The sequence below is a fragment of the Ruegeria sp. BHSC026 genome (genome assembly GCF_059613065.1).
In genome coordinates this window covers 26,620-42,516 of the sequence record NZ_JBXWRV010000015.1, presented here as the reverse complement: position 1 = coordinate 42,516, position 15,897 = coordinate 26,620, and the positions used below count along the sequence as shown (strand labels likewise).

The 15,897-nt window shown below is 63.7% G+C and carries 18 protein-coding genes, 1 tRNA gene and 1 riboswitch; of the genes, 9 read left to right on the top strand and 10 right to left on the bottom strand.

Annotation, left to right across the window (positions count from 1 at the left end; translation table 11 throughout):
- Positions 1-67: 67 nt before the first annotated feature.
- Positions 68-508 (bottom strand): 6,7-dimethyl-8-ribityllumazine synthase, encoded by a 441-nt coding sequence (locus tag AC2FME_RS15355; protein ID WP_496800903.1) that lies wholly within the window; start codon positions 506-508, stop codon positions 68-70.
- A 117-nt stretch (positions 509-625) separates the two neighbouring features.
- Positions 626-780, bottom strand: a riboswitch (FMN riboswitch).
- Between the two features lie 54 nt (positions 781-834).
- On the opposite strand from AC2FME_RS15355, the gene AC2FME_RS15350 reads away from it, so the two are divergent.
- Positions 835-1,449, top strand: coding sequence for an FMN-binding negative transcriptional regulator (locus AC2FME_RS15350; RefSeq protein WP_496800902.1), 615 nt, complete (start codon positions 835-837; stop codon positions 1,447-1,449).
- 12 nt (positions 1,450-1,461) lie between these two features.
- On the opposite strand, the gene AC2FME_RS15345 is transcribed toward AC2FME_RS15350, so the two are convergent.
- Complete coding sequence (locus AC2FME_RS15345) at positions 1,462-1,905, bottom strand: c-type cytochrome (protein ID WP_496800901.1); 444 nt, start codon at positions 1,903-1,905, stop codon at positions 1,462-1,464.
- Positions 1,906-2,378: 473 nt separating this feature from the next.
- Here AC2FME_RS15345 and petA point away from each other — a divergent pair, with 473 nt between their 5' ends.
- The 6 genes from petA to AC2FME_RS15315 all read left to right on the top strand — a co-directional run bounded on the left by petA (position 2,379) and on the right by AC2FME_RS15315 (position 6,675).
- Complete coding sequence (gene petA / locus AC2FME_RS15340) at positions 2,379-2,939, top strand: ubiquinol-cytochrome c reductase iron-sulfur subunit (protein ID WP_496680112.1); 561 nt, start codon at positions 2,379-2,381, stop codon at positions 2,937-2,939.
- Positions 2,940-2,951: 12 nt separating this feature from the next.
- A complete protein-coding gene (petB, locus tag AC2FME_RS15335) occupies positions 2,952-4,283 on the top strand; it encodes a cytochrome b (RefSeq protein WP_496689455.1) in 1,332 nt (443 codons plus the stop codon).
- Between the two features lie 18 nt (positions 4,284-4,301).
- Positions 4,302-5,087, top strand: coding sequence for a cytochrome c1 (locus tag AC2FME_RS15330; protein ID WP_496680110.1), 786 nt, complete (start codon positions 4,302-4,304; stop codon positions 5,085-5,087).
- A 210-nt stretch (positions 5,088-5,297) separates the two neighbouring features.
- Entirely contained in the window at positions 5,298-5,546 is a 249-nt protein-coding gene (locus AC2FME_RS15325; protein WP_496689457.1) for a PepSY domain-containing protein, read from the top strand.
- A gap of 8 nt (positions 5,547-5,554) precedes the next feature.
- The gene (locus tag AC2FME_RS15320; protein ID WP_496680108.1) at positions 5,555-6,130 is read left to right on the top strand and encodes a cytochrome b/b6 domain-containing protein; all 576 of its coding nucleotides are present in this window, start codon (positions 5,555-5,557) and stop codon (positions 6,128-6,130) included.
- Positions 6,127-6,675: a helix-turn-helix transcriptional regulator gene (locus tag AC2FME_RS15315; protein ID WP_496800900.1), complete on the top strand. Its 549-nt coding sequence runs from the start codon at positions 6,127-6,129 to the stop codon at positions 6,673-6,675. The genes AC2FME_RS15320 and AC2FME_RS15315 overlap by 4 nt, the downstream gene beginning before the upstream one ends.
- On the opposite strand, the gene mtaB is transcribed toward AC2FME_RS15315, so the two are convergent.
- Positions 6,657-7,913 carry a tRNA (N(6)-L-threonylcarbamoyladenosine(37)-C(2))-methylthiotransferase MtaB gene (gene mtaB / locus AC2FME_RS15310; protein ID WP_496689463.1) on the bottom strand — a complete coding sequence of 419 codons (1,257 nt, stop codon included), beginning with the start codon at positions 7,911-7,913 and terminating at the stop codon, positions 6,657-6,659. The genes AC2FME_RS15315 and mtaB overlap by 19 nt on opposite strands.
- The gene (gene dapF / locus AC2FME_RS15305; RefSeq protein WP_496800899.1) at positions 7,910-8,752 is read right to left on the bottom strand and encodes a diaminopimelate epimerase; all 843 of its coding nucleotides are present in this window, start codon (positions 8,750-8,752) and stop codon (positions 7,910-7,912) included. Before dapF ends, mtaB begins: the two co-directional genes overlap by 4 nt.
- A 211-nt stretch (positions 8,753-8,963) precedes the next feature.
- Between dapF and AC2FME_RS15300 the strand changes: the two genes are divergently transcribed.
- Positions 8,964-9,039, top strand: a tRNA-Lys gene (locus AC2FME_RS15300).
- A gap of 38 nt (positions 9,040-9,077) precedes the next feature.
- On the opposite strand, the gene AC2FME_RS15295 is transcribed toward AC2FME_RS15300, so the two are convergent.
- The 5 genes from AC2FME_RS15295 to AC2FME_RS15275 are packed head-to-tail and all read right to left on the bottom strand — an operon-like array spanning position 9,078 to position 13,266.
- Positions 9,078-9,599 carry a DUF3833 family protein gene (locus AC2FME_RS15295; RefSeq protein ID WP_496800919.1) on the bottom strand — a complete coding sequence of 174 codons (522 nt, stop codon included), beginning with the start codon at positions 9,597-9,599 and terminating at the stop codon, positions 9,078-9,080.
- An 8-nt stretch (positions 9,600-9,607) separates the two neighbouring features.
- The gene (locus AC2FME_RS15290) at positions 9,608-10,225 is read right to left on the bottom strand and encodes a DUF3833 domain-containing protein (RefSeq protein ID WP_496796282.1); all 618 of its coding nucleotides are present in this window, start codon (positions 10,223-10,225) and stop codon (positions 9,608-9,610) included.
- Complete coding sequence (locus AC2FME_RS15285; RefSeq protein WP_496800898.1) at positions 10,222-11,445, bottom strand: MFS transporter; 1,224 nt, start codon at positions 11,443-11,445, stop codon at positions 10,222-10,224. The genes AC2FME_RS15290 and AC2FME_RS15285 overlap by 4 nt, the downstream gene beginning before the upstream one ends.
- Positions 11,445-11,981, bottom strand: a complete 537-nt coding sequence (locus tag AC2FME_RS15280) for a hypothetical protein (protein ID WP_490361072.1) — start codon at positions 11,979-11,981, stop codon at positions 11,445-11,447. The genes AC2FME_RS15285 and AC2FME_RS15280 overlap by 1 nt, the downstream gene beginning before the upstream one ends.
- The gene (locus AC2FME_RS15275; RefSeq protein ID WP_496800897.1) at positions 11,932-13,266 is read right to left on the bottom strand and encodes an NAD(P)/FAD-dependent oxidoreductase; all 1,335 of its coding nucleotides are present in this window, start codon (positions 13,264-13,266) and stop codon (positions 11,932-11,934) included. The genes AC2FME_RS15280 and AC2FME_RS15275 overlap by 50 nt, the downstream gene beginning before the upstream one ends.
- A 239-nt stretch (positions 13,267-13,505) precedes the next feature.
- Here AC2FME_RS15275 and AC2FME_RS15270 point away from each other — a divergent pair, with 239 nt between their 5' ends.
- Positions 13,506-14,231 carry an SDR family NAD(P)-dependent oxidoreductase gene (locus tag AC2FME_RS15270; protein ID WP_496800896.1) on the top strand — a complete coding sequence of 242 codons (726 nt, stop codon included), beginning with the start codon at positions 13,506-13,508 and terminating at the stop codon, positions 14,229-14,231.
- A gap of 3 nt (positions 14,232-14,234) precedes the next feature.
- Here AC2FME_RS15270 and AC2FME_RS15265 read toward each other — a convergent pair whose 3' ends face one another.
- Positions 14,235-15,887, bottom strand: coding sequence for a DUF6504 family protein (locus AC2FME_RS15265; protein WP_496800895.1), 1,653 nt, complete (start codon positions 15,885-15,887; stop codon positions 14,235-14,237).
- Positions 15,888-15,897 lie beyond the last annotated feature (10 nt).

Here is a 15,897-nt window from a genome sequence, read left to right as displayed (position 1 = left end):
TAACGGCGAGAGCCTGCCGCCTCAAGCGGATTTGCGGTTGGGGCATCGCTGCCCCAATCCGGTGTGCCTAGGCCGCACGGGTCAGTGCGGCACGGGTTTCGACGATTTTCAGCGCCGCCCGGGCTGCCTCGCGCCCCTTTTCCACGAAATGCGCGCGGTAGATAGCGTTGTGATGGTCGGTTTCCTGGTACTGGTGCGGCGTCAGCGACACCGACAGGACCGGCACGCCGCTTTCGAGCCCTGCGCGCATCAGCCCGTCAATGACGGCCTGCGCCACGAAATCGTGCCGGTAGATGCCGCCATCGACGACAAAGGCCGCGCAGGCCACGGCGGCATAGCGGCCCGTCTGGGCCAGGTCGCGGGCCAGCAGGGGCATTTCGAACGCGCCCGGCACGTCGAACACATCGACCTGATCGGCGGGGATCAACTCCAGAAATCCGTCCAGCGCGCGGTCGACGATATCGGAATGCCAGTTGGCTTTGACGAAAGCATAGCGGGTGTGTGTCATTATGATCTCCTTTCAGCTTGGTGGCCTGCTGGCGGATGCGAACGGTTTCGCGGCCAGCGCGGCATGACACGTCACCCAAGGCGATCACGGACAGACGCGCCCTTGGCGGGGCGCGCTGCTCGTTCTCTTTCATCCGGACTGTAACCGTCGGCTCTGGCCTCTCACCAGATCTGCTGACACTCTGCCGGTTGGATGGCAGAGCCGCTCGCGGGCTGGCGGGCCTGGGCCCGCATACCGCCGGTGGGGAATTCCGCCCCGCCCTGAGAACGGCGCGACCTTGCCAAGCGCACGCGCGATCTGCAAGACCTGTCGACAGGAGGACGGCCATGCACCCCAACCCAGCCTTTCGCGCCGAGGACCGCGCGCGCCATGTGGAGTTTGCCCGCAGCCGGGGGTTCGGCGTACTGGCGCTGTCCGCTGACGGCCCGCCATTGATCAGCCATGTGCCCTTTCTGCTGTCCGAGGATGGCGCGGTGGCCGAGCTGCATCTGGTGAGGTCGAACCCGATCGTGCGGGCGCTGGCCGACCCGAAGGTGGCGCGGATCGCGGTTCAGGGGCCCGACGGCTATGTTTCGCCCGATTGGTACGGGGTCGCGGATCAGGTGCCCACATGGAACTATGTGGCGGTCCACCTGACCGGCTGGCTGGAATTGCAGCCCTCAGACCGGCTGAGCGATCTTCTGGATCGGCAATCGGCCTTTTTCGAAGAGCGGCTGAAGCCCAAGCCGCTCTGGTGCGCCGACAAGATGGACCCGGCAGCGCTGGAGCGCATGATGCGCATGATCGTGCCCTGCCGGTTGCAGATCACTCAGATCGACGGCACCTGGAAACTGAACCAGAACAAGCCCGAGGCGGCGCGGCTGGCCGCCGCCGGGCATGTCGAGCAATACGGGATCGGCACAGAGCTTGGTCAACTGGCCGCCCTCATGCGCGAAGTCTGATCCGATTTCGCTTCAGTCGCTGAACTTGGCCAGATAGGCGGCGATGTCCTCGGCGCCTTGCTTCAGCTTGATGCTCATGTTCGGGCGGGCGGTGTCGTCGTTCAGGAAGTCCCGGATGAACCCGATCGGGTCGCGGGCGTAGGCGGCGATGTTCTCTTGCGTCCAGACCAGGCCGTTTTCACCAGCGCGGATCATGTCATCGGTGAACATGCCGATGGGCAGCCGTTCACTGCCGTTCAGATAATCGTTTTCGGTTCCTGCGGTTCTGCCGACCACGCCATAGAGATTCGGGCCCGTGATGCCGCCTTTGACCAGAACCTCGCCATCCTTGATGATGGCGTGGCAGGACGAGCAGCGGTTGTAGAGTTTCTCGCCGCGCGCGGGGTCGCCTTCAGCCCAGGCTTGATGGGTGGCGGCGACCGTGACCAGCAGGACGGCGGTTCTGAATAATGTCATGGGACTCCTCGATCACTGCGTTCGCGCGCGCGCCGACTTGCGTCAAATCTGACTGGTCCGCAACCCAAAAATGCGCGCCATGGTTGTTGAAAAAATGACTTGAAAATAAAAATTTGGCGGATTCTCGGTCGGCCACTGCCCCGGATGCTCGAGGGCCTGCCGGTCCGTATGGTGATGCCCGGCGCTCATTGTGCGCGGGCCCGGATCACCGCCCGGCCGGAGCGACGACGCCCCGGGATTCGCCTGCCGCGTGATTCGCGCGTTCACCCAGGGATTTCCGCCGTTTCGGGGCAAAGTTCTTGAAAAATGACCCCCGCATTGTGACATGAATGCCCAGATGCGGCGTAGTGCGCGCCTATGACCGCTGGACGAACCGTTTTCTCCCGGCTAGATACCCGCGATGAGACGCCGCTTTGATGCGGTGCTGATGCATGTTTGCCCGAAAGCCGGGCGCTGGAATCGGAGAAAACCTCGTGTCCCACGCAGAAGACCACGAAGGCACCCGCAGAGATTTCCTCTACTACGCCGCCGGCGGCGCAGGTGTCGTTGCGACGGGTGCCGCCGTATGGCCCCTGATCAACCAAATGAACCCCTCGGCAGACGTTCAGGCGCTGTCCTCGATCCGCGTGGATGTCAGCGGTGTCGAGGTCGGCACCCAGATCACCGTCAAATGGCTGGGCAAGCCGGTGTTCATCCGCCGCCGTACCGAAGAAGAAATCCAGCTGGCGCGCGAAGTGTCGCTGGACGAGTTGCCGGATCCGATTGACCGCAACGCCAACAAGCCTGGCCTGCCGGCCACAGACGAGAACCGCACTCTGGACGAGGCTGGCGAATGGCTGGTGATGATGGGGGTGTGCACGCATCTGGGCTGTGTGCCGCTGGGTGACGGTGCAGGCGACTTCCAAGGCTGGTTCTGCCCGTGCCACGGGTCGCACTATGACACCGCGGGCCGCATCCGCAAGGGCCCGGCCCCCGAGAACCTGCATGTTCCGGTTGCCGAGTTCCTCGACGAAACCACCATCAAGCTGGGTTAAGGAGGCGCGCTGATGTCCGGTATCCCGCACGACCATTACGAGCCGAAGACCAAGGGCGAAAAGTGGCTGAACAGCCGCCTGCCCATCGTCGGCCTTCTTTACGACACCCTCATGATTCCCACACCCAAGAACTTGAACTGGATGTGGATCTGGGGGATTGTGCTGGTCTTCTGCCTGGCACTGCAGATCATCACGGGTATCGTCCTGGTGATGCACTACACCCCGCATGTCGATCTGGCCTTTGCCAGCATTGAACACATCATGCGCAACGTAAATGGCGGCTTCATGTTGCGGTACCTGCACATGAACGGCGCCTCGCTGTTCTTTGTGGCCGTCTATATCCACATTTTCCGCGGTCTGTACTACGGTTCCTACAAGGCCCCGCGCGAGGTGACCTGGATCATCGGCATGCTGATCTATTTGCTGATGATGGCCACCGCCTTCATGGGCTATGTTCTGCCTTGGGGGCAGATGTCCTTCTGGGGCGCAACCGTGATCACCGGCCTGTTTGGCGCGATCCCCTTCGTTGGCGACGCGATCCAGACCTGGCTGCTGGGCGGACCCGCCGTGGACAACGCCACGCTGAACCGTTTCTTCTCGCTGCATTACCTGCTGCCCTTCGTGATTGCGGGGCTGGTCATCGTGCATGTCTGGGCCTTCCACACCACCGGCAACAACAACCCCACCGGGGTTGAGGTTCGTCGTGGATCGAAAGCAGAGGCCGAGAAAGACACCTTGCCGTTCTGGCCCTATTTCGTGATCAAGGACCTGTTTGCGCTGGCTGTCGTGCTGGTCGTGTTCTGGGCAATCGTCGGCTTCATGCCGAACTACCTGGGTCACCCGGACAACTACATCGAAGCCAACCCGCTGGTTACGCCCGCGCACATCGTGCCCGAATGGTACTTCCTGCCGTTCTACGCGATCCTGCGTGCCTTCACCAGCGAAGTATGGGTCGTCCAGTTCGCCAGTTTCATCACCGGTGGCATCATCGACGCCAAGTTCTTTGGTGTTCTGGCGATGTTCGGTGCAATCCTGGCCATGGCGCTGGCGCCCTGGCTGGACACTTCGAGTGTGCGGTCGGGCAAGTACCGCCCCATGTTCAAATGGTGGTTCTACCTTCTGGTCATCGACTTCTTTGCCCTGATGTGGCTGGGAGCCATGCCCGCAGAGGAACCCTATGCGACCTTCTCGCTGATCGCCTCCGCCTACTGGTTCGCCTATTTCTTCGTGATCCTGCCGATCCTCGGCGTGATCGAGAAGCCCGAGCCGCAGCCGGAAACCATCGAAGAAGACTTCAACGCGCATTACGGCAAGGCTGACGCCGAAGCCACGCCGGCCGAGTAAGAAGAGGGACGGGAAACCATGTTCAAGAAACTTGCAATCGGCGCCGCGTTTGCCATCGCTCTTGCTCCTGCTGCGGTTTCCGCAGCCGGGGGCGGCGAACAGCACATCGAAGACTTCGCGTTCTCGTTCGAAGGGCCATTCGGCACCTGGGATCAGAACCAGCTGCAGCGCGGCCTGCAGATCTATACCGAGGTCTGCGCGGCTTGCCACGGCCTGAAATACGTGCCGCTGCGCGATCTCACGGCGTTGGGTTACTCGGAAGAAGAAGTCATCGCCTATGCGGCTGGAACCTTTGAGGTGTTCGACCCCGAGCTGGACGATTTCCGTCCGGCCAAACCGACAGACCATTTCCCCGAAAATGACGGTGTGGGCGCACCAGACCTGAGCCTGATGGCCAAGGCGCGTGCGGGCTTCCACGGGCCTTACGGTCTGGGAATCAACCAGCTGGTCAAGGGCATGGGTGGTGCGGAGTACATCGCCTCGTTGCTGGACGGTTATACCGGCAAGGAAAAGGAAGAGGCCGGCACGGTTCTTTATGAAAACACTGCCTTCCCCGGCGGCTGGATCTCGATGGCCCCGCCCCTGTCGGACGATCAGGTCGAATTCGCCGATGGTCACGAAGCCACCGTCGAATCCATGTCACAGGACGTTGCTGCGTTCCTGATGTGGACGGCCGAGCCGAAGATGATGGAGCGCAAGCAAGCCGGCTTTGTCGGCGTGCTGTTCCTGACCATCCTGTCGGTGCTGTTGTACCTGGTGAACAAGCGCCTGTGGGCGCCGGTCAAGGGTAAGAAATCCGCCTGATCCGTCAGGGACCATACCAAAGACACCAAGGGCCCCGCGCATCGTGCGGGGCCCTTTTTCTTGCCGGTCCGTTGGCGGGTTCCTGCCGTCAGCGTCGGCTTATCCCGGCCATCTAAGCCCAAAGAATATGGTGCCGCGTGCCACCTGCCGGCAGTTTCCGTTTAGCGCCGGACTGCATGGCGCGTTCACCTGAACCGAGGAGACCACCACATGAAATTCCCTTTCATCGCAGCCGCTTTGCTTGTTGCCGCCCCCGCGCTGGCCGCCGATCTGGCGCCCGACATGGAACTTGGCAAAACCGAAGACGCCGTGCGCAGCGCACTGACCGAGCTTGGCTATGACGTGCGCAAGATCGAGGAGGAAGACGGCGAGATCGAAGCCTATGTCGTCAAGGACGGCGAAATGGCCGAGGTCTATGTGGATCCGGCAACCGGCAAGGTCTCGAAGGTCAAGGGGTGAAGTCGGACATGCCCGGTTTCAACCTGGCCGAAGGTGGGCGCGACAGCGTCCGCCTGGTGCACGTTTGGGACCCGTTGGTGCGCGTGATTCACTGGTCTGTGCTGGCCGGTGTGTTGTTGAATGCGGTCGTCACGGACCCCGAAGGGGACCTGCATGAAATCATTGGATATGCCACCCTGGGTCTTGTCTTGCTGCGGCTTGTCTGGGGTTTTCTGGGGGTCCAGACGGCGCGGTTCACGGCGTTTCCGCCCAACCCCCGGGCCGCGCTGGCCCATACGGGCGAGATCCTGCGTGGAGACCGGACCGTTCACCTGTCGCACAACCCGCTGGGGGCGTGGATGGCCTACAACATCTGGGCCACGCTGATTGTGATCTGCATCACGGGGATCATGATGGGCACCGTTCGGTTCTTTGGGTTCGAATGGGTCGAAGAACTGCACGAGCTTGCGTTCAACTGGCTGATGGTCTCGGTCGTACTGCACGTCTGCGGGGTTGTGCTGGACCAGCGCAGGACCGGTGTTGCTTTGGTCAAAGCCATGATAACAGGAAGCAAGAACATTCCTGATGGAATTTCGACAAAATGAAGAAACGCATTCTCGAAACTCTTTGGCCCGGGGATACGGATGTGCGCCGGGCCAAGATTCTGACCGCGATGATCATTGTCCAGGTCTTGTGTGCCACGTTCTTTCTGATCGATGTCATTCTCGATTTCGATGCGGGCGGGCACCCGACGCATCTGGCGCTGGAAACCTTCGTTGCGGTTGTTCTGGGCGCTGGAATCTGGGTTCTGATGGTCGAACTGCGGGCGCTGCTGGTTCGGATGGAGCAGGCAAGGCAGGGCTTGCGCGTGGCACGGGGGGAATTGGCCCAAGTGATCGATGGCTTCTTTGATCGCTGGGGCCTGACCGGCGCGGAACGTGACGTTGGCCTGCTGATCCTCAAAGGATTCGACAACGAAAACATCGCGCGTATCCGGGGCCGGGCGGTCGGAACCGTGCGCGCGCAATCCGCGTCAATTTATGCCAAGGCAGGTGTGGATGGCCGGGCCCAGTTGATCAGCGTGTTCTTCGAAGAGCTTCTGGCCAATGATACCCCAACCGGGGACGCCGGTCAGGCGGTCAGCCGTTGACCATCCAGTCCGATGATCCGGGCCGTCACGATCTGTCCTTCGGGTTGCGGAGTCGTGAATGAAACCTCGGTGAACTGCTCGGTCCGGCCCATGTGGGGATTCTCCATCAGGATGTGATGGGTCTTGCCCAGCTGTGCCGCCAAGTGCTTGGCAACCTGCGCGTCGCCGGCCGCCCGCAGCCGCGCGGCACGATCCTTGATGACGGCGCCGTTGACCTGCTGCGGAATGCGCGCGGCGGGGGTGCCTTCGCGTTTGGAATAGGGAAAGACGTGCAGCCAGGTCAGGTCGCAGTCGGTCACCAGTTTCAGCGAGTTCTGGAAATGCGCCTCGGTTTCCGTCGGAAAGCCCGCGATGATGTCGGCGCCAAAGGTGATCTCGGGGCGCAGTTTGCGGACCTCTTCGGTGAATCGGATGGCATCGTCGCGCAGGTGGCGGCGCTTCATCCGTTTCAGGATCAGGTCGTCGCCATGCTGCAGGGACAGGTGCAGATGCGGCATCAGGCGCGGCTCGGTCGCGATGGCCTGCATCAGGTTCTCGTCCACCTCGATCGAATCGATCGAGCTGATGCGCAGGCGCGGCAGATCGGGCACCAGTTTCAGAATGCGCATGACCAGATCGCCCAGCTTGGGGCTTGCGGGCAGGTCGGCCCCCCAGGATGTCAGGTCGACGCCAGTCAGCACGACCTCGTTATAGCCCCGGTCCACCAGCCGCTTGATCTGGTCCACCACCACGCCCGCCGGGACGCTGCGCGAGTTGCCGCGGCCATAGGGGATGATGCAGAAGGTGCAACGATGGTCACAGCCGTTCTGGACCTGCACATAGGCGCGCGAGCGGGTGCCGAACCCGTCGATCAGATGGCCCGCGGTTTCGGTGACCGACATGATGTCGTCGACCTGCACGGCCTCGGTCTCGCCGATGAAATCGGCGGCCATGCCCTTCCAGGTCTCGGGGCGCATCTTTTCGGTATTGCCGATCACCGCATCGACCTCATCCATCGCGGCAAAGGTCTGCGGTTCGGTCTGGGCCGCGCAGCCGGTCACGATCAGGCGCGCATTCGGGTTCTCGCGGCGCAGCTTGCGGATTTCCTGCCGGGCCTTGCGCACGGCTTCGGCGGTGACGGCGCAGGTGTTCACGATCACCGCATTCGTCAGCCCGGCCTGTTGCGACAGCTCCTTCATCGCCTCGGTCTCATAGGCGTTGAGCCGGCAGCCCAGCGTGGTGAATTTCGGCGGGTTCATCCCAGCGACTCCAGAAATTCGGGCGTCAGCGTGCCCGAGAAGACATGGCAGGTGGGGCCGGTCATCCAGACGCCGTCCTCGCGCCAGTCGATCCAGATGGTACCGCCGTCCAGCTCGATCTGCACCGTGCGCCCGGTCAGGCCACGCCGCGCCGCCGCCACGGCCGTGGCACACGACGACGAGCCCGAGGCCAGCGTGATGCCCACGCCGCGCTCCCACACCCGCATGCGGATGTGATCCGGGCCGATGATCTGGGCGATTTGCACATTGGTGCGCTGCGGATAGAGCGGGTGATGCTCATAGCGCGCGCCGAATTCCTCCAGCGGAATCGCATCGGCATCCTCGACGAAGAAGGTGCAATGCGGGTTGCCCATGCCGGTGGCCACCGGTCCGCCTTCGATCGGCAGTTCCAACGTATCCACTTCTTCCGCCAATGGAATATCGGCCCAGTCCAGCTGCGGGTGCCCCATGTTGACCGAGGTCAGCCCGTCGCCTGCGTCCCGCGCCAGCAGCGTACCGTGGCTGGTGGTCAGCGTCAGTTCGGATTTGCCGCTTTCCTGCATCAGGAACCGGGCGATGCAGCGGGTGGCGTTGCCGCAGGTGGCCGAGATCGACCCGTCGGCATTGTAGAACACCAGATGCGCATCCGATTCGCCGTTTTCGATGACGGCCAGCTGGTCGAATCCGACCCCGAATTGCCGGTGTCCGATCCCGCGCGCCAGCGCCGGCGTGATCTGCACCGGATGCGCGCGCGCGTCAACAATGACGAAGTCATTGCCAAGCCCGTGCATCTTCATGAAGGGCAAACCAGTGTCGGGTCGCTGTTGCATGGCGGGCATATAGCCTTGCCGCAGACATGAATCCAGCCCGGCGCGAAGATTCCTGAAAAAAGGGGTTGACCCCCCGCCGCCTCAACCCTAATTAGGCCGCCTATCGGGACGCCGGGAACACACTGATTTCAGGCGGAACGCGGTGCAAAAAAGGGCTTGTACCCGGTGGGGAAAATGCCTTAGACAGCGCCACGGATCACAACGATCCAATGAAAAGAGTGGGCCGTTAGCTCAGTTGGTAGAGCAACTGACTTTTAATCAGTGGGTCGCAGGTTCGAATCCTGCACGGCTCACCACTTTTTCCTAAGACTGACCAGGACGCCTTGTGGCGTGGTTACTTCTTTTCGAAGAACAGCACGACTTCGCCCAGCCGGATGCCAAAGCGCGACACGTAGGCGCGGTTCAGCAGGCGGTCATCGTCCAGCAGCCACATCCAGTCATCGAAATCGACGCGCATCGTTCCGTCTTTCACCGGCAGGTCGATGCGGTATTTCCAGTTGAACGTATCGCCGCGCTCGGTTCCCGACGCGGTGCCCAGAACGCCGGGCGCGGTGCCGGTCCAAGTATCCTCGCCGGTTTTGGTCAGGGTCCAGATGCGCTGTTCAGTGGCGCCGTCGTCATAGACGAAATCTTCGACCAGGGTCAGCGTCTGGCCGTCCCATGTCCCGTTGATGTCGACCGTGAACCGACGGGGGATGTTGCCTAGTACGTCCTGGAACTGCCCATAGGCCACGGTGTGGCCCTCAAAGAACTCTTCGAGGTTCAGCTGGCGGTCCGACAGAAAAGTGCTCGGAACTTTTGGTTTGAAGGCGCAGGCCGCCGTCAGCAGCAGGCAAGCGAACGCCAGTCGTTTCATGAGACGGGTCATTGCAGGGCCCTCGGGTCGGCGGTGCGGGCATGACCGTTTGCGCCGGGCACATGCGCCGTCTTTTCTGGCGGGGCGGGGCGCATCGTGGCGACCAGCTCGGCCACCTTCAGGCCGAACTTGCGCATCTCCGAGCGGTTCATGATCGCGCCGCTTTCGGTCAGGTACATCCAGTCGGTGACGTCAAGGGTATGGCCCCCGGCATCTTCGGGCAGAACGATGCGATAGGTCAGCCTGACCGTCGCGCCCGAGATCACGCCGCGGCCTTCGCCGACGATGTCGTCGGCGGTTGCGGTAAAGCTGTTGCCTGCGCCCATGGTCAGGTACCATTTTCGGTTCATCTGCTTACCGTTTGAATAGGTGAAATACTCGGTCAGAGTGCCGGAACTGCCGTTCCATTCCCCGATCATCCGCGCCACGAAGCTGTTCGACATCTTGCCAGTCGGGCCATAGATCAGCCCTTCGGACAGGATTTCCCCGTTCAGATTGTCCTTCAACGAGAAATCGGGGCCGGTTCCGGCATAGTCCGACGGCGATTGCGAGCGAAAGCTGAGAAGGCGGGCTTTGACCGTGATCAGGGCCAATACGGCCAGTGAGGCAATCAGGAGGAATGTCATTTTGCGGGTACCTCTGTAGGCAGCGTCAGGACCATTCCGAACGCGCCGAGTTTCAGGATGCAGGGCAGCACGGCATAGGCGAGGTTGAGCGTTTCCAACGCCTGCGCCGAATTCGCCTGACCGGGCACAAAGCCGCTGCGTTCCAGCAGCGGAAGGGTGAAGAATGCGGCCAGAGCCAGCCCCAGTTTGCCGGCGAAAGACCAGATGCCGAATGCGGCCGAGGCATTCAGCCCCGCGCGTGTCAGCACCACCGAGAACATGGCCGGCAGCACCACCATGTCCGCCCCCAGCGCCGCCCCCGACGCCAGGCAGATCACCGCGAACCCGACCAGGTTGCCGGGCGCCAGCATGGCCGCGCCGACAAAGCCCAGAATGGCCAGCGGCATCGCAATGATCAGTGTCTGTTTCGGGCCAATCCGGTTGCTGAGTCGCGCCCAGAGCGGCACTGTGGCCCCGGCGCTGAGGAAGAACAGGATCAGCAGTGGCCCGGCCTTGCCCGGCAATTGTAGCCGGTCCTCGACGAAGAACAGGAACAAGGTCGAGGTGATCGCAACCGGCAGGCTGTTGACCAGCGCCAGCGCCAGCAGACGCAGGGCTCCGGCCTGACCCAGCCCGTCGAACGAAAGCCCCTGCCCGGTAATGGGCGCGCGCCGCCAGATCGGCAATGTCAGCACCATCGTGGCCAGTGCCAGCCCGCCTAGAAACAGCCCGAAGGCCGGGTAGCCCTGCGCGCCCGCGCCCAGGGCCACGAACAGCGCCGGAGCACTGGCGGCCAGGACCACGCCGGCCAGTTGCCCGCCTTCACGAAAGGCGGCGAGGGTCATCAACTCGCGCGGCGTGGCCTGTTTGGCCAGCGTCGCGCTGCGACCATAAAGCAGGATGGTGCCCAGGCTGTAGGCGGAAAACAGCAGGATCAGGATCGCCACAAGAACGCCGACGCTCGCCCCCTGCGGCAGTGAGAACAACAGCGGAAAACCCACCGCCAGCCCCCCGGCGGCCGAGACGGCAAAACCCATCTGCGCGCCCGGCCAGCGGTCGATGGCCCAGCCGATCAGCGGGTCTTGCACCAGATCCACCAGCCGGATCAGCAGCAGAACCGTGCCGATCACCCCCAGGCCGATCCCGAGGTTCACCGCCGCAAAGCGCGGCAGGTGGATGTAGAGCGGGATACCCGCCGCAGCAAGCATCAGCGCATAGAGGCTGACACGCGGATACAACATCACTGACCCCGCAGCTGACGCGTAAAGGCGGCGGACCGAGTGTTGTTGCCCAGAAAGATCGACATGAAGCTGCGCTTGATCCCCGGATGGGAGAGGGTGCAGGTCTTGCGCCCGTTGCGCCAGAACTCGATCGCGTCGGGGCCTTTGGTGACGGCCACATAGCTGTCGCCGGCACTGACCGCCTGATAGCAGGTTTTCAGCTGCGCCTCGATCGGGGCGCTGTTGCCTTGCCGCGCCATCTCGTCCAGCGTGGAGTCGATCAGCGCCTTCTGCTTCAGCGATCTCCGATAGGTCAGCTTCAGCCCGAAATCCTGCGACCAGCTGAGCGGGCCGCCGCCTTTGGTGAACAGCTGCGCGTCATAGATCGGCAGGCCAAGAAACCGGAAGGTGGCGGTGCCACGCAGCTCGGCATCGGGCAGCACGTCGGTGACGGGCGTGGCCGCCAGCCCGGCAGGGGCCAGCAGAACCAGGCTCAGGATCGCTGCGTTACGGGCTGGCCGTAACCGGGACAGCGACGCTTGGATCAGGTATCGCATTTTCAGCTCCGATGGTTTGCGGATCGCCGGTCAACAGCCCGACCACATGCATCGCGCTGGCGATTCCGTCTTCGTGGAACCCATGCCGGTTGTAGGCGCCGGCGAACCAGGTCCGGTTGCGGCCCTGCATCTCGCGGATCTGGGCCTGCGCTTTCAGCGCGGCCTTGTCGAACACCGGATGGGCGAATTCCACCTCGTCATAGATCTTGTCGGGCGCGATGTCGGAAGACGGGTTCAGGGTGACGAACAGGGGGTCGCTTTCGGGGATGTTCTGCAACCGGTTCATCCAGTAGGTCACGCCCACCTTCCCCGCCTGCGAGCGGTAGGTCCAACTGGACCAGCAGGCGCGGCGGCGCGGCATCTGGCTGGGATCGCAATGCAGCACCGCGCGGTTGGGCTGATACCGGATCGCGCCCAGCGCCGCGGCCTCGTCGGCGGTGGCGTTCTGGCCCAGAATGGCCAGCGACTGGTCGGAGTGGGTGGCCAGGATGATTTCGTCATATTGATCCGAGCGGCCCTGCGCCTGAACGGTCACGCCCAACGCATCGCGCTCGACGCTCGAGACCGGCGCGCCCAGGCGGATGTCGCAACCCCGGCCGCGCAACGCGGCTTCGAGCCGGCGGACATATTCGATGCTGCCACCCTTGACGGTCCACCACTGGTGCTGGGCGCCGCGTTTGCTGGACAGCAAGGCGTGGTTGCGGAAGAACTGCACCAGCGACCGCGCCGGGAACTGATCGACGAACTCGACCGGAGTGGACCAGATCGCGCCGCACATCGGCATCAGATAGTTGTTGCGGAACCAGTGGCCCAATCGCATCTGGTCAACCAGTTCACCAATCGTAGTGTCATCATCCCGAGCGGCCTCGGGCGCTTCTTTGCCAAAGCGCAGGATGTCGGCGATCATCTTGTAATAGGACGGCCGCACGAGGTTGCGCTTCTGCGCGGTGATGGTGCGCAGATTGTTCAGGCCATATTCGATGCGTCCATTGTCAATGGTGGCGCCAAAGCTCATCTCGCTTTTCATGACCGGCACGTCCAGTTCACCGAACAGCTTGGTCAGATAGGGATAGGTGGCATAGTTGAATACGATGAACCCGGTATCGACCGGTTGGTCGCCGTTGCGGCCTGCCATCACAGTGCGCGCGTGTCCGCCCAGACGGGGTTCGGCCTCGTACAGGGTGACGTCGTGACTTTCCGACAGGTAATAAGCCGCTGATAATCCTGAGATGCCTGCGCCTACAATTGCGATTTTTTTCCGTACGCCCCGGGTTTCGTCGAACATGCCATCCTCTTTATGCGACATTTTACAATAGGATACGCAGGGTAGGCCGGACCGGATCAAATCCGGGGTATGTTTTTCCCTGTTTGCGGCCGATCGGCGGGCAGTGCGTCAGGATTGCACCAATCGCGGCGGCTGGTGATCCGGGGCCTGCCCGTCCGCGTAATGAAAAATGTTATGATCGAGACAACCCAATCCAAGACCGCGGCTGTTCACGCTTCGGCACATGCGAACCGCCCGGCATGAGCGGTTTTGACGGAAATACCTATTGGATCATCGGTGCCAGCGAAGGTCTGGGCCGGGCGCTGGCCGAGGCCTTGAGCGGTCAGGGCGCGCACGTTGTGCTGTCTGCGCGCAATGCCGAGCGGCTGGAGCAGATCTGCGCCGCGCTGCCTCATGCTCGTGCGGTCCCGCTGGACGTGACCGATCTGGCGCAGGTGCGCCGCGCCGTGGCCGAGATCGGCCCAGTCGATGGTCTGGTCTACAACGCCGGGGCCTATGAGCCGATGCGCGCGCAGGACTGGCAGACCGAAGCCGCGCTGGCCATCAGCGACGTGAACTATTCAGGTGCGCTGCGGGTTCTGGGGGAAACCGTGCCGGCCATGGTGCGGGCGGGGCGTGGCGACATTACCCTGATCGGGTCGCTGGCGGGCTATCACGGACTGCCTGCGGCGATCGGGTACGGGTCCAGCAAGGCGGCGCTGATCTCGCTGGCCGAAACGATGCGGCATGACCTGGCCGGAACCGGGGTGACGGTGCGCATCGTCAATCCGGGGTTCATCAAGACCCGGCTGACCGACAAGAACAGCTTCAAGATGCCGATGCTGATGGAGCCCGAAGACGCCGCGCAGCGCGTGCTGCGCGCAATGGCGCGCCGGCGTTTCCGGACCGACTTTCCGGCGCCGTTCTCGTGGGTCATCCGGCTGATCGACTACCTTCCGGATCTTCTGGTCTATCGCGGAAAATAGACTCTAACCAAAGCGTCCCTGACAGAACCAGCCCGCCGACATGGTGCCGCCATGGCCGTAGAACAGCCATAGCCGCTCGCCCTGTTCGGTCACCACCACCCAGTAATCGCGCACGCCGCTGCGCCAGTTGGGGTCGTCCAGCCACCATTCCGGGGCGATCCGTTCCGGGCCGGTGGCCTGTGCCAGGTGCCAGTCGCGCCCGCGCCAGCGGAAGCTGGTGGGCACATCCGGGTGGTCGGGGGCCATCACCGGCTCGGGCCGCCACATCAGCAGGGGGCGCGGGCGCGGCGGGGCGGGCCAGTCGCGGGCCGGTTCCGACCAGGCCGCCGCCAGCGTCTGCGCGGTTTTCTCGGGGATATGCGAGGCCGCCGGGTGCTGCCGCGTGATCGCCTCGAGCCCCACCCGCGCGCCCAGCTTTCCGATCAGATCGTCCAGCGCGGTGTTCCCCTCCAGCCGGTTGCGGACGGCGCGGCTGGCCTCGGCATGGCCGGTCAGGGTGCGGGCATGAACCGGCTCGGTCTGCACCGCCGCAAGGCGCAGCATGTCGATGCCATAGCCTGCGTCGATCTGATCGATTTTCATCTCTAACAAAGGGCGAATGCGGTGTTTGTCATGGCTCGGGCGGGCCAGCCCGATCTCGACGATCTCGGCCGCCTGATCGGTGCGGTGCGCCTCGAGCCGCAGGGTCCGCGCCCCGCGCGCCTTTTCCTCCAGCCGCGCGCACAGGGTCGGCAGCATCCGGTCGATGGCGGCCATCACGTCCTCGGTCAGGCCGATCGGGTTGGGCAGGGTCATCCGCACCGCAAAGTGATGCGGGGGGCGGGCGGGCGAGACCGGCTCGGGCGCGCTGCCCATCGCCTGATCCAGCCGCAGAACCAGACCGCGCCCGAACCGGCGGGCCAAACTGGCACGCGGCTGGCCCAACAGGTCGCCGATCCGCCGCAGGCCCAGCCGGTTCAGCTGCGCCACGGTCTGGTCGTCCAGCCGCAGCGCCGCGATGGGCAGGGGGGCGAGCGCGCCATAGGCCTGCCCCGGTGGCGCGATCCGGGCCCCGCCGCCCACGGCCACCACCTGCGGCGCGGCGCCGCCCTTGGTCCAGTGCCGCCGCTTGCCAGCCCGGGCGCGGGTGGCGCGGGCCTCTTGGGAAATGGCGTCGCCATTGCGGTCCGAGGTGGCCTCTTGCCCGGCATAGCGCGCCAGCGCCCAGGCTGCGCCCAGCGTGTCGGCGATACCCATCTGCACGCTCAGCCCCATGTCGGCGCAGTCGGTCTCGATCACGTCCAGCAGCGCCTCTTCGCCGCCGAACAGATGGGCGCAGCCCGACAGATCGACGATCAGGCCATCGGGGGCCTCTTCGGCGACCCAGGGGCTGAACTTGCCCGCCCAGCGGCGCAGCGCGGTCAGAAAAGCAGCCTCGGCCGGGGCGTTGCGGGGGCGGGTGACAAGGGCCGCGCACATGGCATGCGCATCGCGCACCGGCTGGCCCACGCGCAGACCGGCGGCCTGTGCCTCGGTATTCAGCGAGGTGATGACCTGCATGTTCGACTGTTCGGCCACCACCGCCAGCGGGCCGGACTGCAGGCCGCGGGCGGCGCGGATCAGCCGTTCGGCCCCCAGACGTGGAAACCACAACGAGAGTATTCGGCGTTTGGGCATCGGGCAGACA